Raw genomic sequence first — 26,074 nt, forward strand, 5'->3', positions numbered from 1 at the left:
ATTTTCCGAGGCAAAAAATCGTAGCCGCAAAGTCAACAAGACGCAAAATCTAGGATTTTCCTTTTTTGAGCTCTCTTTTTCACTTTGTAACCGCAGTCAAAAAAAACCTTCGAGATCCAAAAAAGACCTCGAAGGTTCTCGATAATCACTATTTACTGAGATTGACTACTTATCCTTCGGCTTGTCGCGCTGCATCTCCACCATATCCACAGGAGGAGGAGTATGATCTCCGAGCAAGTGAGCTACAAAGTAATCTCCCATTTTCCAGAAGAAATACTCCGTCATATCGCCATAGCCATGTCGCTGGCCTGGCAAAATCACGAATTCGAATCGCTTTCCGGCTTTGATCAGAGCATTGGCCATACGAATGGTGCCGGCAGGATGCACGTTGTTGTCTACATCACCGGTACTAAGCATGAGGTGGCCTTTGAGATTTTTGGCTAGGTCAGGGTTTTTCTCAATCTGATAGACAAAAGTGGTGTCCCCAGTAGGTGAAACTCGCTCCTGCACACCATGGTGCTTTTCGGACCACCAGCGGTTGTAGATGTTGTTTTCGTGATTTCCTGCCGAAGAAACCGCCACTTTAAATACATCAGGATACACCAGCATCGCAGCCGTGGACATAAATCCTCCTCCGGAGTGCCCGTGAATACCGACTTTGTTTCGGTCAATGAACGCATGACGATCGGCCAACTGATCCACAGCTGCTTTTTTATCCGCCAAACCGTAGTCTCTCAGATCTCCATAGCCATAATTGTGGTACCACTTGGATCGAGCAGGATGTCCTCCTCTATTTCCCAAAGTCACCACTACGAATCCAAACTGAGCCAAACGATCGGTTCGATCCATTCCACGACCAAAAGACTTGTTGACCGCCTCAGTCTGTGGGCCAGGATACACGTACTGGATCAATGGATATTTGCGGGTAGAATCAAAATCGAAAGGCTTATACATCACGCCAAAAAGATCGGTAATACCATCATCTGCTTTAAACTTGAATGGCTCTGGAAACTTGTACCCTGCCGCAAAAAGCTGGCTCAAATCTGCGGTTTCTAAGTCCATCACTTTCGCACCGTTTCGATCATAAAGTACCGAAGCAGGCACGGTATTGACTCGGGAGAAATTGTTGACAAAGAACGAAGCATTGTCGTTGATACTGATTTCATGGTTGAAGTCACCCTTATTGAGCAAGGTTACCGCTCCCCCATCCAAGCTGACACTGTACAAATGTTCGTAGTAGGGATCTTCTCCTTTTTCACGGCCATTGGCGGTAAAAAACAGTCTTCGGGTTTTGGCATCCACCCGAGCCGCTCCAGCAGTATGAAAAGGTCCCGAAGTCAATTGACGCTTGAGCGAACCGTCTTTGCCATAGAGGTAAAAATGACCCCAACCGTCACGCTCTGACCACCAAATCAGCTCGTTTCCGACGATTTCAAGTTTTTCAAAATCGATGTAGGTATTGCTTCTTTCCTCGATCACCACTTCTTTTTGGCCTGAAGCCAAGTTCCAACGTACCACATCGACTCGCTTCAAATCTCGGGAGGTAATCGCAAAATAGAACTCCTTCAAATCGCCCAACCAAGTAGCAGGCCTGAAGTCATCGTCGCGAGTGTTGGTAGGGGGAGTGGTGGACCAAAGCGAAATAGTTTGATCCTTGAATGTAGAGATGGGTAGTTTTTTTAACTCTTTGGAATCAAAGGAATAATGAAGCAACTCAGTCTGAGGCTGTTCTTTTTCCCCAGGCATGGCATACTTGTACGTCTCCAATGTAGGGCGTGGATCACGGGTATTATGGATGACCCAAAGGTCTTTGACCTTGCGCTGATCAGTTCGGGTGAGGATAAACTGCTTGCTGTCTGTACTCCAAAGTACCCCAACTCGCTTGCGGTCATTTTTCTTCTTTTCTACTTCTTCATTGTCGTCACCCCGATCACCCCAACCATACTCGTAATCCTTTTCTCCGTCGGTGGTGAGCTGGTTTTCCACGATGGTAGAGTCTTTTTCATCCTTTACCGCCTTAAGGAAATTGGCTTTATCCATCCAGTAAAGGTTGAAGTTTTTGGTATAAACCACCTTGGAGGAATCCGGAGCGATGTTGGCCCAAGCTAGTCGCTTTGGGTCTTTTTCGGTTTCGATCTCAGTAAGCTGTTGCGTAGTCAGATTGAATCGGAACGTGTGAACCTTCTTTTCCAAAGAATCCTTGGCATTTTTATTTTTCGCCTTGATCTCCGCCCAGTCTTTTTTTAGCACATCGGCGGTGCTTTTTACTTTAAATTGAATCGTGTTTTCATCTTCCAACAACTTGAGATCATCCAACTTTAGATGCTGCCCGTCAAAAGGATCTTTCACTGCCTTGGTGATTTCAGCGGCTAGTTTGTCCCGATCAAACATAGGGGACTTGGTGCGGCGAACCGGATCGACTACATACCAGTTTTTACCTTCACTGGTTTCATATTCATACCAAAAACGATCCGATTTTTTCATCCAATGTGGATCCACACTGGTCGAGAAAATCATTTTTTTTAGTTTTTCAGGAGAAAATCGAGCAGCCAGCTCATAATTTCCTTTGTAAGCAGGTTCTTGGGCAAAGGCCGCCAGCGAAGCGACCGCAAAGCCCAACACGAGTAAGGTTTTCCTCATCATCATACCAATTTTTCTTTGGTACGAAACTAAATCATGAAACCCAAGCCTCCAGACCGCTCGAGTAAAAGTTGAAAGTTAAACTACCTCGAGATTCAGAAAAACCAACTGCTTCCTAATCATAAAGTCTTATTAATCGTAACTTTATAAAAAACCAACACAGAAATGGAACAGATAAGTATCCCTGTAAAAACTCAACTGGCCAAAGCTTGGGAAAACGCCTCCGACGAACTTAAAAATGAAATAGCCCAATTGCTAGAGGTACAAATCACGCAATTACTTTCCAGTAGCGAGGAACGAAAACAAGTTTTGAAATACTTTCAATCCCTTCAGGAAGACATGAAGAATAAAGGCTTAACCCAAGAAATTTTGGATGACCTCCTCAACTAATCAGCTTTTTATTTTTGACACTAATACATTGATCAGTGGCGCTTTAATTCAAAACTCCTCTCCCGCTCTAGCTTTGATTGTAGCCATAGAATCAGGAGACCTTTGCTTTTCAAAGGATACTTTATTGGAGTTAAAAGAAGTTCTGGAACGAAAGAAATTTGACAAGTATTTATCCCCAAACCAACGATTAGAATTTTTTGAAAATTTAAAAAAAGCAACACGGATCTTTTACCCAGAACGTAAATTTGAACTTTGCAGAGACCCAAATGACAATAAATTCCTGGAGTTGGCCTTTATTTCGGAAGCACACTATTTAATCACAGGCGATCAGGATCTACTGATTTTGAACAAGTTTTATCAAACAAAAATCATTAGTCCATCAGACTTTTTGAGCCAAAAACAAATTTGAAATAATCATAAATCCAGCCTAAGCTATCCTCACCCTATGCAGGAAGATTCTATGATCTAACTTTCAAGATGTGATTTGTGCCTCCTATAGCATGGGTTCTGAGCTCTTGTTTCTAGTATCTAATGTCTAAGGTCTCTCATCTCAATCCTATAACTCTCATCCCCCTTTTTCACCTTCCCTTAACTATTGCTTCATTTCTCCCAAAGAAAATTCCGAATTCTACACAAATTAATAACAACCTAAACATCATGGATTTACACTAGCGATCTAATTTTCCCTCAAATCTGATCGAGTGAAAACATCCTTCAAAACCATTGTCATCTCTGATGTTCATCTGGGAACCAAAGGGGCAAAAGCCAAAGAAATCGCACGCTTTCTCAAACAATACCGCTGCGAAAACCTTATCCTCAACGGAGACATCATCGATGGCTGGCAACTCAAAAAATCCGGAAGCTGGAAACGAAAACACACCCGTTTTTTCAACCGCGTCCTCAAGATGATCGAAAATCATCAGACGAATGTCTTCTACCTTCGCGGCAACCACGATGATTTTTTGGATCAAATTCTCCCGCTTCAAATCGGCAAACTTCATATCCAAACGGACATGATTTATGAATCCCAAGGGAAGAAATATTTCATTACCCATGGGGATGTTTTTGACAGCATCACGACCAATTTGAGATGGATTGCCTACCTCGGCGATGTGGGATACACCTTTCTGCTTTGGCTCAATCGGGTGGTCAATTACTACCGGTTCAAGGCTGGATTGCCCTATTTTTCACTTTCCCAATACATCAAAGGCAAGGTCAAAAAAGCCGTCAGCTACATCGATGATTACGAATCCGAACTTGCCAAAATGGCCAAAGCCAAAGGCTGCGACGGGATCATCTGCGGGCATATCCACAAAGCTGAAAATCGCATGATCGAAGGCATTCACTACCTCAATTCGGGAGATTGGGTAGAGACCATGAGTGCCCTGGCCGAAGATCACCAAGGCAATTGGCAGCTGATTTATTATCGGGAAATCAATTTCAAAAGCCTTTACCTACCCGCTCAACCAACTGAGGATGAAGCCTGGCCCAAGGAAAATCTGATCCCCTTGCGAAAAGTCTCCTTTGAGCAAAATCCAGACGAACTCAATCCACCATCCATCCGCTTCTGACATGCGCTTTTTATTTATCATACAAGGCGAAGGACGAGGGCATCTGACTCAGGCGATCTCCTTTGGCCAGCTGATCCGATCCCAAGGACATGAACTGGTGTCCGTGGTCGTAGGCAAAAGCAAACGAAGAGAACTTCCGGATTTTTTCAGAAAAGAAATCTCTTCTCCGATTCTGTCGGTAGACAGCCCCAACTTTGAGTGCGATGCCCAACAGCGAAAAATCCAATTGGGCAAAACCATTTGGAAAAACGCACTTAGGCTACCTGTTTTCTGGAAAAGTCTGCAAGCTATAGATCAAGCAGTAAAAACAGCCCAACCGGACGTGATCTTGAATTTTTATGACCTGCTGGGAGGTTTTTATAACCTGTTTTTTCAGCCAAAAGCCCGGTTTTGGGTGATCGGGCATCAATACTTAATCTGGCATCCGGATTTTCATTTTGCGCCCAACCGGCGCCTTGAGAAATTTCTATTTCAGCTCAACACCCAGATGACGGCTTTGGGCGCGGATGAAATTTTGGCACTCTCTTTTTTACCACAGAAAAAATCAGGATCCAACCTCAGAGTAGTTCCTCCCCTGCTCAGGAAAGAGGTCAAAACTCTGAATCCCATCCAAAGAGATTTTTTCCTGGCTTATATGGTCAATCCGGGATATGGTGAGGAAGTGATCCGATACGCAAAAAAGTATCCCCATCTTCAAATCAAAGCCTATTGGGATAAAAAGGATGCAGCCGAGGTAGAAAATCCATTGCCGAATCTTAGCTTTCATCGGGTCAATGATCGCACTTTTCTGGAAGATATGGCAGCCTGCAAAGGGCTGGTTTGTACTGCGGGATTTGAGTCGGTATGTGAGGCGATGTACCTAGGGAAGCCCGTGATGATGATCCCGGTAGCCGGGCAATATGAGCAAGCTTGCAACGCGCTCGATGCAGAAGCTTCCGGTGTGGGCATTGCATCAGCAGATTTTGACTTTGGGAAATTTGAACAGGTACAAAAAAAGGACCCCGAAGGATCCTTGATATTTAAAGAATGGACAGCTTCCTGGCCGAAAATCCTTTCTGAAATCACCGAAGTCAAAGAGCAAATGGCTTCGGAAACCTCACCAACCCAAATTCCTGCATTTCAGTAATAGCTAGCAGGCCATGCTTTTCTTTTCCTCCTCGGTCAAATCCTCCATTTTCTTGTAAATGACTTTTCCCTCTTTGGTCAATCTGGCAAAAGGAAACGAGGGCTTTTTGACCTGCATTTTATCTTCTAAAGAAAGACTCGCAAAAGTTTTATCCAACAGTCTATACTCCTTTTCCAGCTGACTCATTTCTTCTTGGCTGAATTTTTCAAAAAGTCTGTTCCTATTGACTCTGGTTTCGTATTTAGAATAAAGATTCCAGTAAGTGGATTTATTCTGAGGCAATGCTGCCACAGTTTTCCCGGTACTGCCTTTACTTGGCGCAATTGGCTTTTTGAGCATTTTCTTTCGGTTGTCCGGGGTTTTTGCATAGGCATCTTCGAGTTCTTCGAAAAGCCTATGAATTTCCTCCTTCACTTCAGGCTTGTTAGCATCGGGAGAAGCCTTGAGCTTTTCGTAGCGGGCATTTTTTTGAAGAAATGCCGTAATAGGATCAGGAAAGCGTGAAATATCTTTCATCCAAGTAACATTTCGCTGAGTGATCGTAATGGTATCCCGGTTAGTTCGAGGTCGAAACATTTCGGAATTAGGCCCAAAGCTTTCCTCATAGTGCTTGGGAGAATATAAGTTAACCTGAAATGGCTGTGGGAATCGAGCGGAACGCGCATTGGCTTTCACTCCGGATTGAAAATACCAATCAAAATCCCCAGGTTGGTACTTAGCCAAAACTGTATTATCCACAGACTTCCCATCGATCCAAAGCGCAAATTCATCTTTATTTTTCCAGGCCTCGAAAGTCGCTGCATCAGGACTTTTCTTTTCTACCGGTTTATCAGTGAAAAGTAAGCCGATCTTCTCTTTTTCCGAAAGCTCAGTGTATCGCTTTTGGGTGTATTCCATGTCCACACTCTCGATCAGAATAATCGCATCTCTAAAGTGCCTTTCTTTTGCAGATTCGGAAGAGGAAGTTTCTTTTTGACCTTCTGTCTGTTCGTATTTAACCCGACGAACCTCATTTTCTCTGAGCAATTCTTGAATATCAGCCAGTTCTCCCATTTTCAACTTGGGATCGGCTGTCAGATTTACAATCGTTTTTTCACCATCCACATCGGAAAGTTCACGGACCAGCTGTTCTTGATTTATCGGATTCCCATTCAATAAAAGCTCCCCATCGGCAGTTATGTGAATTGAGATGGATTTGGATTCATCCGAAAATTGCACTTCTGCTGACTGCTCGGCTGGTGCACTCACGGCTACTTTCTCTGCGAAAAGTGCTACAACAATGCCCAAGAAACCAACCAAGCTGGCTAATTTCAGGATTTGAATTCCGGGTTTTGAGGTCTTTTTCATCATGGAAAATCTTTTTTTGGTTAAGGGAAAATTCAAACTGCTTCCCAGCGCATATCCATGCTGACCGGAAAGAATAGAAATCAACAGGAATTGGTAATCCCTGACAGGAAACTGCTTAATCACTTGTTGGTCGGCGATAAATTCATGGTTGAGCCGAATGGCTTGACGGGCGAGATACAAGCCGGGATGAAACCAAAACACCACCAACAAACCCTCGACTAGGAGAATGTCCCAAGAATGTTTTTCCTGGACATGGCATTGCTCGTGGAGAAAAATCGCCTCAGGAATTCCTTCTTTTTCGAAAGAATCCTTGTGGTAAAAAATGTAATTCAAAAAAGTAAATGGGGCTATGGATTCCGAAAGCAAAACCAGGGTTTCATTACGATACATCACCCTAAAATTTCTCCGGATTTGGTCATGAATCAGCCGGATATTGCGAATAAACCGTATCAAACACACTAGGAAGCCTAGAAGATAAATCGACCAAGCTATTTTTGGCCAAGGGATTCTGGTAGGTTCTGGAGAAGCCTCTATCAGCTTGAAAGAATCAAAAGCAGCATCGTCGGAAGGTAGTGTTTCGGAAAAAGAATACTCTGCAGGAAAAATCTCCGAAGTCATGGAGTCCGGACTGACTTCCTGCTCGACCTCCAGCGTAACCAAAGGAATCAAAAAGGACCCAAGTACTGCAGCGAGAAGAAAAAAACGGTTGAACCGATACAGCACTTCCTGCTGCAGAACGAGCCGATGAAACAGCAGCAGCAAAAGCAAACAAAGTACGGACTTGAGTAAGTATTCCATCAGTTCTTACGGTTGATTTGGTCATCGATTAGGGATTTGAGTTCCTCCAATTGATCTTGCGTGAGGGAGGTCTGTTGTGCAAAAAAGGAGGCAAACTGAGCTGGTGAGTCATTGAAAAAATTCTTGATCAAGCCCTGAATATGCTTTCCAAAATACGTCTCTTTGGATACCAGTGGAAAATAGGCTCGGGATTTTCCCGTAGACTCATAGCCTACAAACTTTTTTTCCTGCATTCGCTTGAGCAGCGTGGATACCGTAGTAGCGGCTGGCTTCGGATCAGGATAGGAATCGATCAAGTCCTTGAGGTAGGCTTTTTTCAACTCCCATAGGTAATTCATCAGTTCTTCTTCAGCTTTTGGCAGCATGGTTTGGATTATTTTTATTCTACAAATGTAGAATAAATTCCAACTTCTACAAATGTAGAACATAAAAGATCGAGAAAGTTTGAAAAAAAATAATGTTCCGACTTTAGGACAGATGGATAAGGTCAACAATCCAAAAACATCGCCTCAACTCAAATCAATCGGTTTCCTAAATTCAAACAGGATGTATTACTTAATTAATTAAGGTTTTCTTTTCATTTACATAAAAAATCAGTGGCTTTTTTCCTTGAACACTTCGATCCATTTTGCTTTTTAATTGGTTGAAAATGATAATTTCGACCCCTGCTCAAAGGAGAATTAAGTAAATGTCTGCTGAATATATACGATTACAAGAGGATAAGGAAAGGAAGAAGCATTGGAAGAAATGGGGTCCCTACCTCACTGAACGCCAATGGGGAACTGTGCGAGAAGATTACAGCCCGGATGGTGCGGCCTGGGAAAATGTGACTCACGAAGATGCACGTAGCAAGGCTTATCGCTGGGGAGAAGAAGGAATCGCCGGGATTTCAGATCACAAGCAAAAACTTTGCTTAGCTTGGGCATTTTGGAATGGAAGAGATCCGTTCATCAAGGAGCGACTTTTTGGACTCACAGGCAACCAAGGAAATCACGGGGAGGACGTAAAGGAGATCTATTATTACCTTGACTCCACCCCCACACACAGCTACATGAAGATGCTCTACAAGTATCCTCAGGCTGAATTTCCGTATCAACAGCTAATTGATGAAAACAAAAAAGCAGGAAAGCTTCAGACGGAGTTTGAACTCATTGATACCGGGATTTTCGATGAGGACCGATACTTTGACATCTTCATCGAATATGCCAAAAACGATGTAGAAGACATTGTTTCCATCGCCACCATCCATAACAGAGGACCAGAAAAAGCAAAAATCTGGGTCATGCCCACCATTTGGTTTCGCAAAACATGGTTTACCGGGCATGAGCCCTTCATGCCCAAGCTCAGCAAACTCAATGAGCACACGATCAAAGCCTTCAGCCCTAAATCAGGAAACTATATTTTCTCTTTCTGCGGTCAGCCTGACCTGAAGTTTTGCGACAACGAGACCAACCGGGAACGTCTCTATGGCATCCCAAATGAGCGGAAATTCACGAAGGATGCCATCAATGACTATGTCATTCATGGGAATGACAATCGGATCAACCCGGCCAATGTAGGAACCAAAGCAGCGGCCATTTACGAAATCGAGATTCCGGCAGGAAAAAGCATCGAAGTAAAATTCAGAATGCAACATCAACTGGTGGACAATCCTTTGGAAGCATGCAAACAAACCCTTGAACTTCGAAAAAAGGAAGCCGAGGAGTTTTACAATACGATACAGGATCGAGTGACCGATCCGGATCTTAAGTCTATCCAAAGGCAGGCTTTTGCGGGATTGATGTGGTCCAAACAGTTTTATTATTATGATGTCAACCGCTGGCTTGAAGGCGATCCCGGACGGTATCAGCCTCCCAAAGAGCGGAAAAAAGGCCGAAATCACCAATGGACTCACCTTCAAAACTATGACATCATCTCCATGCCCGACAAGTGGGAATACCCTTGGTACGCGGCTTGGGATTTGGCATTCCATTGCATTCCGATAGCCCGCATTGATCCTGAATTCGCAAAGAATCAGCTCCTGTTATTGCTCAATGAATGGTATATGCACCCCAACGGACAGATTCCCGCTTACGAGTGGAACTTCTCCGATGTGAATCCTCCTGTGCATGCCTATGCCGTGCAGCGGGTATATCAGATCGACAAAAAAATGAATGGTGGTGTAGGCGACAGAGAATTTCTGGAGCGATCCATGCACAAGTTGATGCTGAATTTTACCTGGTGGGTCAACAGAAAAGACAGCGAGGGTAATAACATTTTCGAAGGTGGTTTCTTAGGGCTAGACAACATCTCCCTATTTGACCGCAACCACGCCCAATACTACCAAGGCAAGCTGGAGCAGGCCGATGGCACTTCCTGGATGGCGATGTTTTCGTTGAACATGCTTAGAATCGCCTTGGATTTGTGCGAATTCAACACGGTCTATCAATTCAGTGCCACCAAATTTCTGGAGCACTTCCTTTACATCGCCGGAGCGATGAACAACATCTCCTCTGAGCACATTTCCCTTTGGGACGATGAAGACCATTTCTTCTACGACATCTTCCACTATCAGGGAAAAGAACCTAAAAAGCTCAAAGTAAGGTCTATCGTTGGCTTAATCCCGCTTTTTGCGGTAGAACCTATACGCGAAGATCTGTTTGACAACCTTCCCGAATTCAAGAAGCGACTTGACTTTTTCCTGAAGGAAAAGCCCAAGTTGGCAGCCTTGGTATCGAGCTGGATTCAGCCCGGATACGACAAGCGTAGATTGTTTTCCTTATTGCGAGGTCATCGCATGAAAAGTGTGCTTCACCGGATGCTGAATTCGGATGAGTTTCTGAGTGATTTTGGTATCAGATCCCTATCCAAATTTCATGAAAAGCACCCCTATGCCATGCGAATCAACGGAGACACACTTTCCATCAAATACACCCCAGGAGAATCCGATACCCGTATGTTTGGTGGCAACTCCAACTGGAGAGGTCCGATCTGGTTTCCGATCAACCACCTGATCATCGAGTCTCTGAAAAAGTTTGACTACTACTACGGTGGCGACTTTTCCATTGAATATCCAACTGGATCAGGCAATTACCTGACCATGGACATGATCGCCAAGGAGCTTTCGCTGCGCTGTATGCGAATCTTCACCAAGGACAAAAATGGCCATCGCCCGGTATATGGAGCCAATAAAAAATTCCAGGAAGACCCTCACTTCAAGGATTATATTCTTTTCTATGAGTATTTCCATGGAGACACTGGAAAAGGATTGGGAGCTTCCCATCAGACCGGTTGGACTGCTTTAGTTGCAGAGATGATCCACAAATACTTCAAACCTTCACCCATAGAGTCAGATGGCGCTTCTCCCCTTTTTAGAAGCTAACCGAATAGAAGCGGGCTGTGATGAAGTAGGCAGAGGCTGCTTGGCTGGCCCGGTAGTGGCTGCCTCGGTGATATTGCCTCCGGACTATCACAACCCTTGGATCAATGATTCGAAAAAACTGAGTAAAACCAACCGGCAAGAACTGATTGCCGAAATCAAGGAAAAATCACTCGCTTGGGCCATCGCGGAGGCAAGTGTGGAAGAGATCGATCAGATCAACATTTTAAATGCTTCTTTTCTGGCAATGAAAAGGGCCATTTTACAGTTGACCCTGCAGCCGGATCATTTACTGATCGATGGAAACCGCTGGAAATCAGATCTCCGCTTTCCGTTTACCTGTGTGATCAAAGGAGATGGTAAGTTTGCGTCGATCGCGGCAGCATCCATTTTGGCTAAAGTCTATCGGGATGACTTGATGGAAAAACTGGCCCACGAATTCCCTCACTTTGCCTGGGAGAGAAATGCAGGCTATCCGACTAAAGCCCATCGGGAAGGGATCGAGAAATTCGGCAGTACCATTTGGCATCGAAAAAGCTTTCAGCTTCTGCCAAATCAGTTGGACTTTGATTTTTAACGGCATAAAAAAGCCCCTCGGGATTCCCAAGAGGCTTTCGGTCTATTTTAAGGGCGAATTATTTCTTAATGCGTTCGAAGATCAGTTTTCCCGTATTGGCATTTTTGCTAATGGGCTGAAGGACGAGCTTATCTGAAGAAAGCTCTACGATCTGAGCCAGTCTGTCCCCCTTTTCGTCATGAATCAAAAGTAGATTCCCTTCGCTGAGTTCGACTTTGGCTTCTTTCCGCACGATGGTCTGATCTTGGAGTTCGATGTATTTCAACGTTTCCCCTTCCTGGAATTCATACACGGTATTTTCCAGCCTGAATTTGATCCGGGCATCCATGCTCGCACGTTGGGCGGGAGTGGCATTTTGGTATTGTGGAGAATAGACAATTTTCTCCATTCCGTCAAAATGAACCAGTTGCCAGGAACCTAACAAGTCTTTGTACTGGACCTGAAACCAAATAACAAAAGAGGCAAGGATAACAGAAAGGGACAACGCAAACTTCATGGTTTGTTGAAGGCAATTATTTTGCCAAAATCAAAAGAGGGCAGTGAATTGAATTCCCCTGCCCTCTTTATGTACTTTTCTCTGCAACGGTAAGCAGACAAATGCTGCAAATCTTTAACTCATCTCCTTCATCTCACCTACCACTTTGGTTATGGTCTGCTTGGCATCGCCAAAGAGCATCAGACAATTGGGATAGCCAAAGAGCTCATTTTCGATCCCTGCATACCCTTTGCCCATGCTGCGCTTAGAGACGATGACGGTGCGGGCTTTGTCGGCATTCAGGATCGGCATACCGTAGATCGGGCTGGCCGGATTGGTTCTGGCAGCTGGGTTAACTACATCATTTGCTCCCACGACAAAGACGATATCGGTGTTTTGAAAATCATCATTGATCGCTTCCATCTCAATGAGCTTATCGTAGCTGATATTGGCTTCTGCCAAAAGCACGTTCATGTGTCCGGGCATACGGCCTGCCACCGGGTGAATGGCAAAACGGAAGTCGATGTTTCGCTTTTCACACTGCTCCATCAGTTCTCGGATTACGTGCTGCGCTTGCGCCACAGCCATCCCATATCCCGGCACCACAATGACTGAAGAAGCCGAATCAAACAGCATCGCCGCTTCCTCCACGCCCACTTCCTTGATCACGATCTGTGGTCCGTCCTGAGGTCCTGCTGCTGTGGTCTGGCCAAAGCCTCCCAAAAGCACATTCATCAGGGATCGGTTCATGGCTTTGCACATGATCTGAGTCAGGATAATCCCTGAGGCACCCACGAGCGAACCTGCCACAATCAACACATTATTATTGAGAATGAAACCAGTCGCACAGGCAGCCATTCCAGAGTAGGAGTTGAGCAGTGAAATCACCACCGGCATATCTGCACCGCCAATCGGAATTACGATCAAAATGCCCACGAGGAGAGAAATCCCTACCAATAGAGTGATGTAGACATGATCCGCTTGATAGAGATGGGTGAATACCGCAATGACCACAAAGGACAGCAGCAACAGCAAATTGAGCGCATGCTGACCTTTGAACGTGATGGGCTGACCAGACATTTTGCCATTTAGCTTCAGCCAAGCGACTACTGAACCTGTAAAAGTGACTCCGCCAATCAGTACAGAAGCGATGATACTGACCGAATTGACCGTATCGATCTCAACGGCTTGGACTTGAGTTTTTAGAAAATGATCTGAAAGTGCTACCCCGAGGGAGGCCATTCCACCAAATCCGTTGAATAAGGCCACCATCTCAGGAATTTGGGTCATTTCCACTTTTTTGGCATAATACAAACCGATCGCTCCTCCAAGCAGCATGGCCGCCAGCATTTCGGGGAATGTGGCCAAATCCAGATTGACCAAAGTAGCAGCTATGGCCAGCAGCATACCGACTGCAGAAATTACATTGCCTTTCCTGGCATCTTTCGTTTTCCCGAGGAACTTGATTCCGATAATGAACAGAATCGAAGAAATCAGATAGGCGATTTGGACGAGATTGCTCATTTTTTCTTAAACATTTTTAGCATACGATCTGTGACAGCATATCCTCCGACCACATTGATCGTGGCGAGAACGAGTGCGAGCAATCCCATCCACTTGCTCAGGGTAGTAAATCCCAGCTCACTGGTAGCGATCAAGGCTCCGACGATGGTGATGCCAGAGATGGCATTGGACCCAGACATCAAAGGTGTATGCAGGGTAGGCGGTACTTTGGTGATCAATTCAAATCCCAGGTAACTCGCCAGGACAAGAACGTAAATCAGAATAATGAGTGATGAAGTATCCATAGGTCAATTACAGGGTCTAGGCTTGGAGAATACTTTTGGTAAAGGGATGGACCAGCTGTCCTTCATGGGTGATCAATACACCCTTGGTGATTTCATCCTCCGGGTCAAAGTTCAACCCAAGATTATTTGCCAAATGAAGCAAAAGCGTGGTGATGTTGGTTGCATACAGGTTGCTGGCATTGACTGGGAGCAATGACGGCAGATTGGATTCGCCGATAATCGTCACGCCATGCTTGACCACCGTTGCATTCTTTTCTGAAATCGCGCAGTTGCCTCCGGATTCCACTGCCATGTCCACTATTACCGAACCGGCCTTCATGCTTTTGACCATGTCCTCCGTGACCAGGATGGGTGACTTTTTACCCATGACCAAGGCTGTAGTGATGACCAAGTCAGCGTCTTTGATTTTGTCTCGGATGAGTTGCTGCTGCTTTTCGAGGTACTCGGCGGACACTTCTTTGGCGTAGCCCCCTTCCACTTTTACTCCTTCGGCTCCTTCTACGGTCAAGAATCGGCCTCCGAGTGACTCTACTTGTTCCTTGGTTTCAGGTCGTACATCGGTACACTCCACGATGGCACCCAGTCTTTTCGCAGTAGCAATTGCCTGTAGACCAGCTACACCAGCACCAAAAATCAAGACTTTTGCCGGGGTAATTGTCCCCGAGGCAGTCATCATCAGGGGGAAGATTTTCCCCAAACTATTTGCTCCCAAGAGTACTGCCTTGTACCCCGCCAAATTGGCTTGAGAGGAGAGCGCATCCATTTTTTGGGCACGTGAAATTCTCGGCACCGCATCCATGGAGAAAGAAGTAATGGATTTGGCATTGAGTGCGGCGATCACCTGGGGATGCTGGTAGGCATACATAAATGAGATACAGGAGGCCTTTTCCTTCATCTGGGCGATTTCATCCAAAGTAAAAAGATTGACTTTCAGAAGCATATCCGCTTGAAACACTTCTTCAGCAGGCCCTACTTTGGCTCCCGCATCCAGGTAATCTTGATCTGAGAAAAAAGAAGCCGCCCCGGCCCCTGACTCAATGATCACCTCAAATTCTTTTTTCTTGAGAAGCTTGACCGCGTCGGGACTGAGCGCCACTCGGCTCTCGTACTCCTTGGTCTCTTTGATGACTCCAATTAGCATTTTAAATGTTTATTCAGGTCTATTGCAAAATTTATTAAGGGTAATCAACCTAAAGCTAAAGAATGCTTTGCAAAAGAGAAAAGAAACCCAAACTACTTTTGGAAGACAAAGTATGGATTGGGGATAAAAATAAAGTACAAATCTCCCTCTCAGCTTTCGCGTAATCGATTTCCAATAACAAGACGGTTTCTTTAAACTTTTTTCAAAAAAATTACGGAATCCTTACCGATCCATCTGCCACTGTCGGCTTTTATTAATAATACTTTTCACGCTAATCGACCACTTATACAAAAAATTCGAAAAACTTCAACCCCACCGTACAGATAAGGCAATAGAATTCACTATTTTAAAAATCTCAAGATAAACTAGTCCATTTTATCCAATTCAACCTATTCACTCTGATTGACTATCAGTGGCTACTTTCATAATCTAACTCTGTCTATTTAAACAAGAATCCATCAAACCTAATTGACAATAACCCCATGAAGAAAAATGAATCCCCCTCTGCGGGTCAATCCCGAAGAGATTTCATCAAAAATGCGGCGATTGCTTCGTCCTTTTTTATTGTTCCCCGACACGTATTGGGCGGAGTAGGCTACACGGCACCTTCCGATCAGTTAAATCTGGCAGCGATTGGCGCCGGAGGAAAAGGTAGAAGTGATATTTTGAATGCTTCGGTCAACGGCCGTGAGCGCGTAGTGGCACTTTGCGACGTGGATTTTTCCGGTTCGGCAAAAGACTCTGTCAAAAGCTTCCCCAACGCCAAGCTGTATGCCGACTACCGCAAAATGCTCGAAGAGCAAAAAGACATCGATGCAGTGACTATCTCCACGCCCGACCACGTGCATGGTCCTGCAGCCAAATTCTGCATGGAGAGAGGCAAGCACGTCTATGTGCAAAAGCCCATGACCCACAACATCCGAGAGGCCCGTATGCTTACCCAAATGGCACGTGACCAAAAAGTCGTGACACAAATGGGTAACCAAGGTGCCTCTAACCCACTCATGGACATGATCCGTGGTTGGATGGACGCAGGTAAAATCGGTAAAGTATCCAAAGTCCAAATCTGGACCAACCGGCCTGTTTGGCCTCAGGGCGGTCCTTTCCCAAAAGCCGATGCAGGGAATAAACCAAGCGAATTAGAATGGGATCTTTGGCTCGGACCGGCACCGGAAATTCCTTTTACCCCAAATCTTCATCCATTCAACTGGAGAGGCTGGTGGGATTACGGAACAGGTGCCTTAGGAGACGTAGGGTGCCACCTGATGGACATACCCTTCCGTATGCTGGGACTGAATTATCCGACCGATGCAGAATGCTCTGTTGGATCCGTTTATTCTCAAATGTGGACGGCAGATTACAATCCTGAAGGATGCCCTGCTTCCTCTTTCATTACACTTCACTATGGACCTACCGCAAAAAATCCTGTACCTCTCGAAATGACCTGGATGGACGGCGGTATCCGACCTTCACACCCTGACATCATCCCTCCTGACCATGATCTTGGTGGTGCCAATTCAGCAAACGGTGTGATGATGATCGGAGAAAAAGGCATCATCACCCACAACATCAATGACAGCTCCCCGCTAATGCCAAAGCTGTACCTATATGACGGCACGCAGGAATTTGGTCCGGACCGGATCGAAGGCACCGAACCCGAATATGGACATCAGCGCAAGTGGGTGGATGCCTGCAAAGCAGGTTTTGGTTCTGCGGAACACAAGGCTTTGACCTCATCCTTTGACTATGCCGGACCGATGACCGAGACTGTCTTGATGGGCAACCTTGCGATCCGAAGCTATATGCTCAGAAGAAAAAATGCACAGGGAAGAGACGAGTTCTTCGGTCGCCGTAAGCTGCTTTGGGACGGTGAAAACATGCGAATCACCAACCTGGAAGAGGCCAATCAGTTTGTGGGTAGAACCTACAGACCAGGATTTGAAGTTTGATTCCGCCTGTGGTGTTCACCTTTTAGTAGTCAATAGAAGTAATCCCGACATATTTATGAATCAAAAACCGTGGGTGGAAACGCTCACGGTTTTTTTGTGATTTTTTTAGAATTTACCGATTCAAATCACCACCAAATGAAAGCCCTCCTCGTCGAATCCTTCCAAGAAAAACCCATCATCACCCAAGTTCCCGATCCACAAGCCCCGGAAAACGGAGTGGTGTTGGAAGTCAAGGCCACCGGACTTTGTCGAAGCGATTGGCATGGCTGGATGGGACATGATTCAGACATTCGATTGCCCCATGTGCCGGGACATGAGTTTGCGGGAGTGATCCGTGAAGTGGGCAAAGGAGTAAAAAACTGGAAAGTCGGAGACAGAGTGACCGTTCCCTTTGTATGCGCCTGTGGTACCTGTCCTACCTGCCACAGCGGAAACCAGCAGATTTGCGATGATCAGTTTCAGCCGGGATTTACCCATTGGGGATCCTTTGCAGAATATGTGGCAGTCTATCGGGCAGAGACCAATTTGGTCCGACTCCCAGATTCGGTGAGTTTTGAAGCGGCAGCAAGTTTGGGATGCCGATTTGCCACGTCCTTCCGGGGAGTGGTCGCTCAGGGAAAAGTCACCGGAGGTCAATGGGTAGCCGTGCATGGCTGCGGAGGTGTGGGGCTTTCGGCTATCATGATTGCTGCTGCTTTGGGCGCCCATGTGATTGCGATTGACATCTCAGAGGAAAAACTGGCACTTGCCAAAACTGCCGGAGCTGACATTTTACTCAATGGAAAAATCAATCCCGATATACCGGAAGCAATTCTTGAGCTGACCAAAGGTGGTGCACACGTTTCCATCGATGCTCTGGGAAGCAAAATCACCTGCTACAATTCCATCGCTTGCCTCAGAAAACGCGGCAAACATATCCAAATCGGACTGATGGCAGGAGACCAAGCCAATCCCCAAGTCCCCATGCATTTGGTCATCGCCAAGGAACTCGAGCTCCTCGGCAGCCACGGTATGCAGGCCCACGCCTATCCGGAAATGATGCAGATGATTTTGCAGGGAAAACTCGCCCCCCAAAGCCTGATAGGAAGACGAATCAGGCTGGACGATGCCGTGGAAGCATTGATCTCTATGGATAGCTTCCAGGAAAAGGGCATGGTGATGATTGATCGGTTTTGAAGGAATCTTCCATTTTTTTCAAAAACCACAAAGCCTTTCCCCAAAAGTTTTTCCTAGGTCTTCAATTCACTCTAAAGTCAGCTTGACCATTTTCCTAAAATATCCCAAGCCATAGGACACCTGTATGGATTCACCTTTTTCCCAAGAAAGCGATTGATTCTGCACATTGAGCTTTCCCTGTTCGAGAGGTATTTCCCCCTCCATGAACAACGAATAAGGGGACTCTTCTGTCAAAGTTGCGGTGATCATCTGACCTTTCTGGTTTTGCACAATGACCTCGACCTTTTCAGCCGTTTGAGGATCAAAATTCAAAGGGGCTTCCAAGCGAATGATCAGCTTATTTTGGGTATTTAGAATAGCTTCCAGCTTAGTATAATAATTAGCCATGTAGGCCATACTCGTATTGAAAGCTGTGTTAAACTGAACCCAGCCTTCCGTCCAGCCCAAGTTCCCCACCTCAGGATTGTTGGGGTAATGAAAGGATTTTGGGGAACCATCAAACACAAATTTAACCTCCTCGAGCAAGCCATAGCCTCCCAAGTGTGCATTGTACCAACCCAAATCCACTCCTTCTATTTCTTTCGGGCTACGGTGAGAGAAATGCCTTCCTACTGGATTTTTCCCAAATGCATTATCAAAGTGAGACCACGCCAATACTTCCAGCCGCTTGTTTAATTCCGGATTTTCCAAAATGGACATGGCTGAAAATACCGCTGCAGGAAAGCCCAAGACGTTTCCGGTTTCATTCCAGCTTGGCGGCACCCAATCTTCATCATCGGAGTACTTTCTAAAATCCCAATAGTTATCTGATCGTGAAATAGCTACTTTAGCCCATTCTTCAACCTTTTCCTTTAGCCCTTTTGGTGCTCTTTCTGGAAAATTTTGTTGGAAATAAGCAAATGCCCGCATGGTCATGTGTTCGGACATTCTCTGCCCTTTGGTTACGATGGGGTCTTTCCAATCCAGGTTCTTTATCATCCAGTCCATCTGTCGGTAAGCCGCCTCAAAATACTTTTCCGCGTCCTGTTCACCTTGCCTTTTGGCGACTTCATACATCATCAAATTAGGTATAACCGAATATCCAGGAGGCATCTCCCCTTTGGTGGTGCCCATTTGGGTTTTTAACGCGAGTAAGTTATGCTCAGGGCTTAGGTCATACTGTGAAATGGAGCTTGGGCTGACTGTAGTTTTCTCCCATTTCTCCCGGGCATACTGATAGATCAGATCAAAATTTTGTTGAGGAAGCCATTTTTTCAAGTAAGGCCAGGCGTAGAGAAAATGTGCCAATTCAGCCTTTTGCATCTCATGATCCAAGCCTTTGGAAATCTTCACATCCGCATCCCAATGAATCAGCTTGACCACATCAGGTGCCTCTTCCCTATAAGGTTCCAAAGTTCCCCAAAACCCCTTGTATTGGGATGGAAATGTGGAATTTGGAACATAGGAAACCGTTCGCTCCATGCGCTCAAACGCATCGGGGTTGGAAAGGTAAGAAGCCACCAAGCTCTGCATTGCCCAATTGAAAAAATCCCCATCACGCCACTCGAAAGAAATGGGTCTGATGAGATCAGTCGTACCTACATAATGTCTGGCTCCAATCATAAAGTCAATCATGTTGCGGTAAGTCACACGCTCCAACCAATAGGGTCCAATTCGGAATGGAAATGATTCTTCTTGCCCGGACACAATGATATATTCCTCCTGAGAATTGGGATTGAATTCCGAAAAATCCCCTTTCCCTTGTTCGATAGTTCCAGAGAACACGACTTTTCGGTTACTTGCTTGGTGAATCTCAAAAGGTGATTGATCGGCGAGGTTTGGAGCAGAAAAACGCTTCGGTCTTCCAAGGTTGTAGCCACTTTGGTTGACCAAGATTTTTTTGACCTCTGCAGCAGTAGAATCCACATACTGCTGGCCAAAGACCTCCAATTCCGAAACAACCACTTCGGAACCAGTTTCAATCCAAAGTCTTATCCGGTCGGTTAGAATAGGTTTTTCAAAGTTGACAGAGACCTGATTGTCTCTATTTGAACTGATTTCTTTGACGTTTCTCCAAGAACCGTTTAGGATGGTCTGAATTTTAAAATCCGAAATCGGGGAAGACTCTGTTGGAGTTTTGATACTTAGTTCAGTTATCTCGGTCGCTCCAGGCAACTTTAGCATAATCCAAGCTTCATTTGCATCGGGTAAATTTTTCCACGAGCTTTCCAGTCCATTCTTCCCGTCGATCGCCTTGGAGGGTTCATATCCTGGCTGAAAGGAACTGGATGTAGCTGTTCCGGTCAGGGAAAGATTATTCCTTTGCTGGCTAAAAGATTTTGGGATTATTGCCAAACTGGCTATTGAAACCAGCAAACCAAATTTTTTCAAAAGTTGAAATTGCATAAAGTATTCTTAAATATGGAAGTCGAAATATTGTGGAAAGTAATGTGCTTTTACGGATTGATTTGAAATTCTAAAATCCTAAGTCCAAAGGCCGGGACAGACAAGTGCCATGAATCGGAGTTAGCAAGCTTTTCCTCCACCTGTTTTCCACCATCATCCAAATAGGAGATTTTGGAAATTTTATTGGCTTGTAATGAAGCAATATTGACCTTCAACTCTGCATTTTGAATTTCATTCTCTTGATTTAGTAGGATCACCCAAACTTTTCCCCCAGATTGACTGGAAGAAATCACATATTCAATAGAAGGATTGGAAACTGATACGGCCTCAGGTAAAATCTTCAGAAATGCCTTCTCGCCGAAAATTTCCCCTGCTTCAAAGCCATAGCTTTGATGGGGTCCAACTTTTGGAGTCACAAACCCTCTCGGGAAAGCAATAGCTCCTTTTGAGCGGAATTCTATCTCGGCCATTAAATAATCCGTAATCCAACCTACTTGCCACCAAGCGTGGTGGGGATAGGGTCCTGCACCTGCATTCATACTCTTCCAATAGTAGGACGCCACACTGGTTTTTTCATCTACGAATGCATGTCTTCCTATCGCAGCTGCCCTTGCCATGTCAGCAAAAATCGGCTCACCGGTCAGTTGATGCATCCGGATAAACATCCCTGCATGACTGGCCAAAAGAATGGGACCATGGAAATTAGTCGAACCCAAAGTGCCCCCATGCTCAAAACTTAATCCTGCTTGGGTGATTTCCCAATCCTGAACCTGTAGCCCATTGACTGTTTTGACAGTTTGATTTGGAATGGGATGGGTATAAATGTATGTGGTGTAAATCTTAGCTGCCTGTATGGCAGCATCTTGATATCGTTTATCCCTTGTTAAGTCAAAAAGGTCCAAATAAGCTTGGGCAGTTTGTCCGGTAGCAAAGTCAGGAAAATATCTTGCGTCCCCACATACTCCCAAAAAACTTCCGTTCTTGACTCCATTCTCTAAATACCAATCCGCACCTTTCACAGCAGCATTCAGGTATTTTTCATTCTTTAAAATACGATAAGCCACCAACAAACCGTAAAAAGTTGGTCTGAAGTCTTTTATATCTTGAAAAATTTCTTCCTCCTCCCGGCTGTAGGCCACTGCCCAGCTTCCGTCTGCTTTCTGCCAATCCAAAAGCAAATCTGCTCCAAGCCTTAGTCTGTTTTTCAATTCTTCATTTTCCGGTTCGAACAAGAGAATGTTTCCGATATCCAACATGATATAGTAGGTCAAGGCTATGGGTTCCACCATAGTTCCCCATTCCTCCACAAACTTCTTGGAGTTGGAAAGGTAATACTGTCCAATAGCCGCTCCTTTAAAAAAGCCTGGAGCAGTCTGCTGCTGAGCCAACTTAAAATTACGTGCAAAAGGCAAAACCTCTTCTTCTAGATACGCACTTTGGGAGGAATTAGCCAGCATCCACATTGCTCCATAATCTGAGTTTTTCATGGCATCCTTACCTGAACCTATGACTCCTCCTAGGTAGGCTTGAGCACCAATTTTTAGCCCATTAAAATCCTCCACTCTCCAAAGAGATGTGACAGAATCTGTGAGATATCCATGCATCTTACTGACTCTATCGCTGAGGGATTGGCGGTTTTTCCTAAGATCTAAGCCTTTTTTAAATTCAAAAACATCATAAACCACATGATTCAAGGTCTCAAACCAATCCCCTTCGGAAAGACTAAATCTGAAACTGAAATCCAAGGATTCCCCACTTTTTCTCTCAGATCCTAACTCTCCCAAAACAGGATAATAAAGGGATGGACTTAGGCTCGCCTTTCGATTCATATGGGATAACCCAACTTTCCAGTCATGATGAGTCATCTTATCCTTTTGCCAGGGATCTCTTCCCAGTTCCGGATTGGAAACAACTGCAATTGTAAATCCATTTTTGGAGCTAAGAATGGGACTTAAGGTACTTACTGCTTGTTCTCTGAAAACGATTGGAGTGGAAGGAACCCCATTGCCATAGGCGTATCCCAAGGCCAGATTTTCCTCCAGTTTATTCCCATGAAAATATCCGGGGACCGTAGCCCATTCCAAGTCAGATTCAGGAATCGTAACTAAAGAAGGACTGCTGAGAGAGTAAAAACCCTCTTTTGTAACCTCGAATTCTTCCTTAATAAGAATATCCTGGGGGAAAGTAGGGTCAAAGCTCCAGGTAATAATAATCGTACCCCAATCTGTCTTTTCTTTAAAAACAACTTCGTCTTTGCTTAACTGCTCTGCCAGATCAGGGAAAAAGAATAACGCCTCTCCCGCAGTATTCAGGACTACTGGACTTACCTGCTCTTTCCAGAGATTGTATTGGTACTTGTACACCTCTTCCAGAAAATCTCCACCAACGATCGTTTTGTGTTGGACTTCCGATTTTTTAGGAGGCATTTCCTCAGTCCTAATCAGGGTATATTCGCCTGAAGGATTGGGTATTGGTTTCCATCTTCCATCGGATTTCAATACAACTTGACTGATTCTCCAGCCCCCATCGCTGTTTTCCCAAGATATTTTCAGATGGTCATTTTCCAGCCCAATGATTGATGCGGTTTGGGCAAAGGAGAACGAGATCACAAAGCTTAGAACTAAAAAACAAATGGAAGATTTCATGGTTATTTGGTTTGGATAATTTAAGAACCTAGTCAGTTTTTTTAAAGAAAGACGATTGAGATAGAATCCCGAGATACAACTCCGAGCTCATTCGCCAACCTAAACATCAAATTGGACGAGCATTATCCCCATTTGAGGAACAGAAATAGTCAATTCGTTAGAGGTATTTTTCTGTTCAATCAAATTCCCCCTATTGTCCAAAACATTGACTCCTGAAATTCTCCTTTGAGTTAAAGCAGCAAAATCAATCTTCAATTCTGAATTCAGGCTCTCTTTTTCCTGATTGAGTAAAATCACCCAAATCTTGTCTCCTTTCTCACTAGAAGCAATTACATATTCAATTGAAGGATTGGAAATTGAAACTGCGCCAGGAATTATTTTTAGGTTTGCTTTCTCTCCAAAAACACTCCCTGCCTCAAACCCATAGCTTTGATGTGGACCAACCTTAGGAGTAATAAATCCCCGAGGAAAGATGATTTCCCCTTGAGACCTTAATTCCGTTTCGGCCATTAAGTAATCCGTAATCCAGCCGATTTGCCACCAGGCATGATGCGGATAGGGGCCTGCACCCATATCCATTTTTCTCCAGTAGTAGGTGGCAACACTGGTTTTTTCATCTACAAATGCATGCCGTCCAATGGCCGCAGCCCTTGCCATATCAGCAAAAATGGGTTCTCCGGTAAGCTGATGCATCCGGATAAACATCCCGGCGTGACTTGCCAAAAGAATCGGCCCTGCCGAATTAGCAGACCCCATAGTCCCGCCGTGTTCAAAACTCAGCCCTACCTGAGAAATCTCCCAATCCTCTACCTGCTTTCCGTTGACCGTTTTGATTTCCCTGCTTGGAATGGGGTGAGTGTAAACGGAGGTTGTGTAAATCTTGGCAGCCTGGATGGCGGCATCTTTATACTTACTCTCTCCGGTAAGGTCAAAAAGATCCAAATAAGCTTGGGCTGTCTGCCCTGTAGCAAAATCAGGCACATATCTGGCATCACCACATACACCCAAAAAACTTCCATTTTTGACTCCGTTTTCCAGATACCAATCTGCTCCTCTCACGGCTGCATCCAAATATTTTGGATCTTTCAAAATCCGGTAGGCAACCAACAAGCCGTAAAATGTTGGTCTGAAATCCTTCAAATCCTGAAAGATTTCTTGCTCCTCCCTGTCGTAGGCCACTGCCCAACTTCCGTCCTCCTTTTGCCAATCCAGCAATAACTCTGCACCTAATTTGAGTCTGTTTTTTAATTCTTCATTCTCGGGCTCGAAAAGGAGAATATTCCCAATATCCAGCATGATGTAATAAGTCAAAGCAATGGGCTCGACCATTTTACCCCATTCTTCCACAAATATCTTGGATTTGGACAGGTAATACTGGCCGATGGCTGCACCCTGAAAAAAGCCTTCGGAAGTTTGTTGTTGGGTAAGCTTAAAATTTAGGGCAAAAGGCAGGACCTTTTCTTTCAAATAAGGACTTCCCGTGGCATTTGCCAGCATCCACATGGCTCCGTAATCGGCATTTTTCATTGCATCCTTGTCCGAACCAACTACTCCTCCATAGTAAGCCTGGGCTCCGATTTTTTTACCCTCAAATTCTTCTACTCTCCAAAGAGATGTCACTGGATCCAAAAGATATCCATACATTTCATTTACCCTTTCGGTCAGAGATTGACGGTTTTTTCTAAGGCTCAAACCTTTTTCAAATTCAAAAACATCATAAACTGCATGATTCAAGGTCTCAAACCAATCCTGGCTGGACAAACTGAATCGATAACCAAAGGATATGGATTCCCCGGTTTTCTTCTCTGACTCGAATTCTCCCAAAACAGGGTAATAAATAGATGGCGTTAGCTCAGCCTTTCTGTTCATATGTGACAGGCCCACTTTCCAGTCCTTGTGGGAGTATTGATCCTTTTCCCAAGGATTCCTTCCCAACTCAGGATTTGAAATAACAGCAAGTGTAAAACCCTTTTTCGAGCTAAGAATGGGACTTAGGGTAGTTGCCGTCTTTTCGCTGAACACGATGGGTTGAGTAGGAACTCCATTTCCATAAGCATAGCTCAATACTAAGTTTTCTTCCAGTTTGTTACCATGGAAATAGCCCGGCACCGTGGCCCATTCAAGTTCGGCTTCCGGAATGGTCACCAAAGTAGGACTGCTTAGTGAGTAAAAACCATCTTTGGCAACTTCCAACTTCTCTTCAATAAGAATGTCTTGTGGAAACTTCGGATCAAGACTCCAAGTGATGGATACTATACCCCAGTCCGTTTTTTTACTAAATGAAACTTTATCTTTCCCTAATTGCTTAGCTTGATCCGGAAAAAAATAGAGTTCATCACCTGCAACATTCAAAGAAACGGGACCTACCTCTCTCTTCCAATGCTCCACCTGGTGACTGTAGATTACCTCAGGATAACTCTGTCCTACTATCGTATGAAATATTTTCTCAGATTGCTTTTCAGGCTTAGTTTCAGACCTGATCAAGGAATATTCTCCCGATGGATTGGAAAGTTGCTGCCATTTACCTTCCACCTTGATGACTACTTCACTGATTCTGTATCCTTCTTGGCCAAGTTCCCAACCGATTTTCAGATGTTCATTTTCCAGCAGGACATCTGGTTTACTCTTTAGATACGAGCAAGAACCCAGGACTGCTAATATGAAAATGAGAATTAATGATTTCATGGT

General features: G+C 44.8%; 18 protein-coding genes. 8 read left to right on the forward strand and 10 right to left on the reverse strand.

Going from position 1 to position 26,074, the window contains the following annotated elements; translation table 11 throughout:
- Positions 1–165 precede the first annotated feature (165 nt).
- The gene (locus DDT91_RS07550) at positions 166–2,640 is read right to left on the reverse strand and encodes a DPP IV N-terminal domain-containing protein (protein WP_187175548.1); all 2,475 of its coding nucleotides are present in this window, start codon (positions 2,638–2,640) and stop codon (positions 166–168) included.
- Positions 2,641–2,805: 165 nt separating this feature from the next.
- Here DDT91_RS07550 and DDT91_RS07555 point away from each other — a divergent pair, with 165 nt between their 5' ends.
- The 4 genes from DDT91_RS07555 to DDT91_RS07570 all read left to right on the forward strand — a co-directional run bounded on the left by DDT91_RS07555 (position 2,806) and on the right by DDT91_RS07570 (position 5,727).
- Positions 2,806–3,030: a hypothetical protein gene (locus DDT91_RS07555; RefSeq protein ID WP_111391884.1), complete on the forward strand. Its 225-nt coding sequence runs from the start codon at positions 2,806–2,808 to the stop codon at positions 3,028–3,030.
- The gene (locus tag DDT91_RS07560; protein ID WP_187175550.1) at positions 3,014–3,439 is read left to right on the forward strand and encodes a putative toxin-antitoxin system toxin component, PIN family; all 426 of its coding nucleotides are present in this window, start codon (positions 3,014–3,016) and stop codon (positions 3,437–3,439) included. The genes DDT91_RS07555 and DDT91_RS07560 overlap by 17 nt, the downstream gene beginning before the upstream one ends.
- 292 nt (positions 3,440–3,731) lie before the next feature.
- A complete protein-coding gene (locus DDT91_RS07565) occupies positions 3,732–4,601 on the forward strand; it encodes a UDP-2,3-diacylglucosamine diphosphatase (protein WP_187175552.1) in 870 nt (289 codons plus the stop codon).
- 1 nt (position 4,602) lies between these two features.
- Entirely contained in the window at positions 4,603–5,727 is a 1,125-nt protein-coding gene (locus tag DDT91_RS07570; RefSeq protein ID WP_187175554.1) for a glycosyltransferase family protein, read from the forward strand.
- Between the two features lie 3 nt (positions 5,728–5,730).
- Here DDT91_RS07570 and DDT91_RS07575 read toward each other — a convergent pair whose 3' ends face one another.
- Together DDT91_RS07575 and DDT91_RS07580 are read right to left on the reverse strand one after the other, a co-directional pair.
- Positions 5,731–7,872, reverse strand: a complete 2,142-nt coding sequence (locus DDT91_RS07575; protein WP_187175556.1) for a M56 family metallopeptidase — start codon at positions 7,870–7,872, stop codon at positions 5,731–5,733.
- Complete coding sequence (locus DDT91_RS07580; protein ID WP_222718619.1) at positions 7,872–8,237, reverse strand: BlaI/MecI/CopY family transcriptional regulator; 366 nt, start codon at positions 8,235–8,237, stop codon at positions 7,872–7,874. Before DDT91_RS07580 ends, DDT91_RS07575 begins: the two co-directional genes overlap by 1 nt.
- Positions 8,238–8,560: 323 nt before the next feature.
- Between DDT91_RS07580 and DDT91_RS07585 the strand changes: the two genes are divergently transcribed.
- Positions 8,561–11,233, forward strand: a complete 2,673-nt coding sequence (locus DDT91_RS07585; protein WP_187175560.1) for a glucosidase — start codon at positions 8,561–8,563, stop codon at positions 11,231–11,233.
- Positions 11,205–11,807, forward strand: coding sequence for a ribonuclease HII (locus DDT91_RS07590; protein WP_187175561.1), 603 nt, complete (start codon positions 11,205–11,207; stop codon positions 11,805–11,807). Before DDT91_RS07585 ends, DDT91_RS07590 begins: the two co-directional genes overlap by 29 nt.
- A 58-nt stretch (positions 11,808–11,865) precedes the next feature.
- Here the strand turns inward: DDT91_RS07590 and DDT91_RS07595 are convergent, their stop codons facing one another.
- The 4 genes from DDT91_RS07595 to DDT91_RS07610 all read right to left on the reverse strand — a co-directional run bounded on the left by DDT91_RS07595 (position 11,866) and on the right by DDT91_RS07610 (position 15,231).
- Complete coding sequence (locus DDT91_RS07595) at positions 11,866–12,303, reverse strand: hypothetical protein (RefSeq protein WP_187175562.1); 438 nt, start codon at positions 12,301–12,303, stop codon at positions 11,866–11,868.
- 114 nt (positions 12,304–12,417) lie between these two features.
- Positions 12,418–13,806 (reverse strand): NAD(P)(+) transhydrogenase (Re/Si-specific) subunit beta, encoded by a 1,389-nt coding sequence (locus tag DDT91_RS07600; protein WP_187175564.1) that lies wholly within the window; start codon positions 13,804–13,806, stop codon positions 12,418–12,420.
- Positions 13,803–14,090: an NAD(P) transhydrogenase subunit alpha gene (locus tag DDT91_RS07605; protein WP_187175565.1), complete on the reverse strand. Its 288-nt coding sequence runs from the start codon at positions 14,088–14,090 to the stop codon at positions 13,803–13,805. Before DDT91_RS07605 ends, DDT91_RS07600 begins: the two co-directional genes overlap by 4 nt.
- Before the next feature lie 16 nt (positions 14,091–14,106).
- A complete protein-coding gene (locus tag DDT91_RS07610; RefSeq protein ID WP_187175567.1) occupies positions 14,107–15,231 on the reverse strand; it encodes a Re/Si-specific NAD(P)(+) transhydrogenase subunit alpha in 1,125 nt (374 codons plus the stop codon).
- A gap of 482 nt (positions 15,232–15,713) precedes the next feature.
- Here DDT91_RS07610 and DDT91_RS07615 point away from each other — a divergent pair, with 482 nt between their 5' ends.
- Entirely contained in the window at positions 15,714–17,180 is a 1,467-nt protein-coding gene (locus DDT91_RS07615) for a Gfo/Idh/MocA family protein (protein WP_187175569.1), read from the forward strand.
- A gap of 135 nt (positions 17,181–17,315) precedes the next feature.
- Positions 17,316–18,356, forward strand: coding sequence for a zinc-dependent alcohol dehydrogenase family protein (locus DDT91_RS07620; RefSeq protein WP_187175570.1), 1,041 nt, complete (start codon positions 17,316–17,318; stop codon positions 18,354–18,356).
- Between the two features lie 66 nt (positions 18,357–18,422).
- Here the strand turns inward: DDT91_RS07620 and DDT91_RS07625 are convergent, their stop codons facing one another.
- The 3 genes from DDT91_RS07625 to DDT91_RS07635 all read right to left on the reverse strand — a co-directional run bounded on the left by DDT91_RS07625 (position 18,423) and on the right by DDT91_RS07635 (position 26,071).
- Positions 18,423–20,741 (reverse strand): discoidin domain-containing protein, encoded by a 2,319-nt coding sequence (locus DDT91_RS07625; protein ID WP_187175572.1) that lies wholly within the window; start codon positions 20,739–20,741, stop codon positions 18,423–18,425.
- 50 nt (positions 20,742–20,791) lie between these two features.
- Positions 20,792–23,386: a glycerophosphoryl diester phosphodiesterase gene (locus DDT91_RS07630; RefSeq protein WP_187175573.1), complete on the reverse strand. Its 2,595-nt coding sequence runs from the start codon at positions 23,384–23,386 to the stop codon at positions 20,792–20,794.
- 99 nt (positions 23,387–23,485) lie between these two features.
- Positions 23,486–26,071, reverse strand: a complete 2,586-nt coding sequence (locus tag DDT91_RS07635) for a glycerophosphoryl diester phosphodiesterase (RefSeq protein WP_187175575.1) — start codon at positions 26,069–26,071, stop codon at positions 23,486–23,488.
- Between the last annotated feature and the right edge of the window lie 3 nt (positions 26,072–26,074).

This window comes from Algoriphagus sp. AK58 (assembly GCF_014324365.1).
Taxonomy (GTDB): Bacteria; Bacteroidota; Bacteroidia; order Cytophagales; family Cyclobacteriaceae; genus Algoriphagus.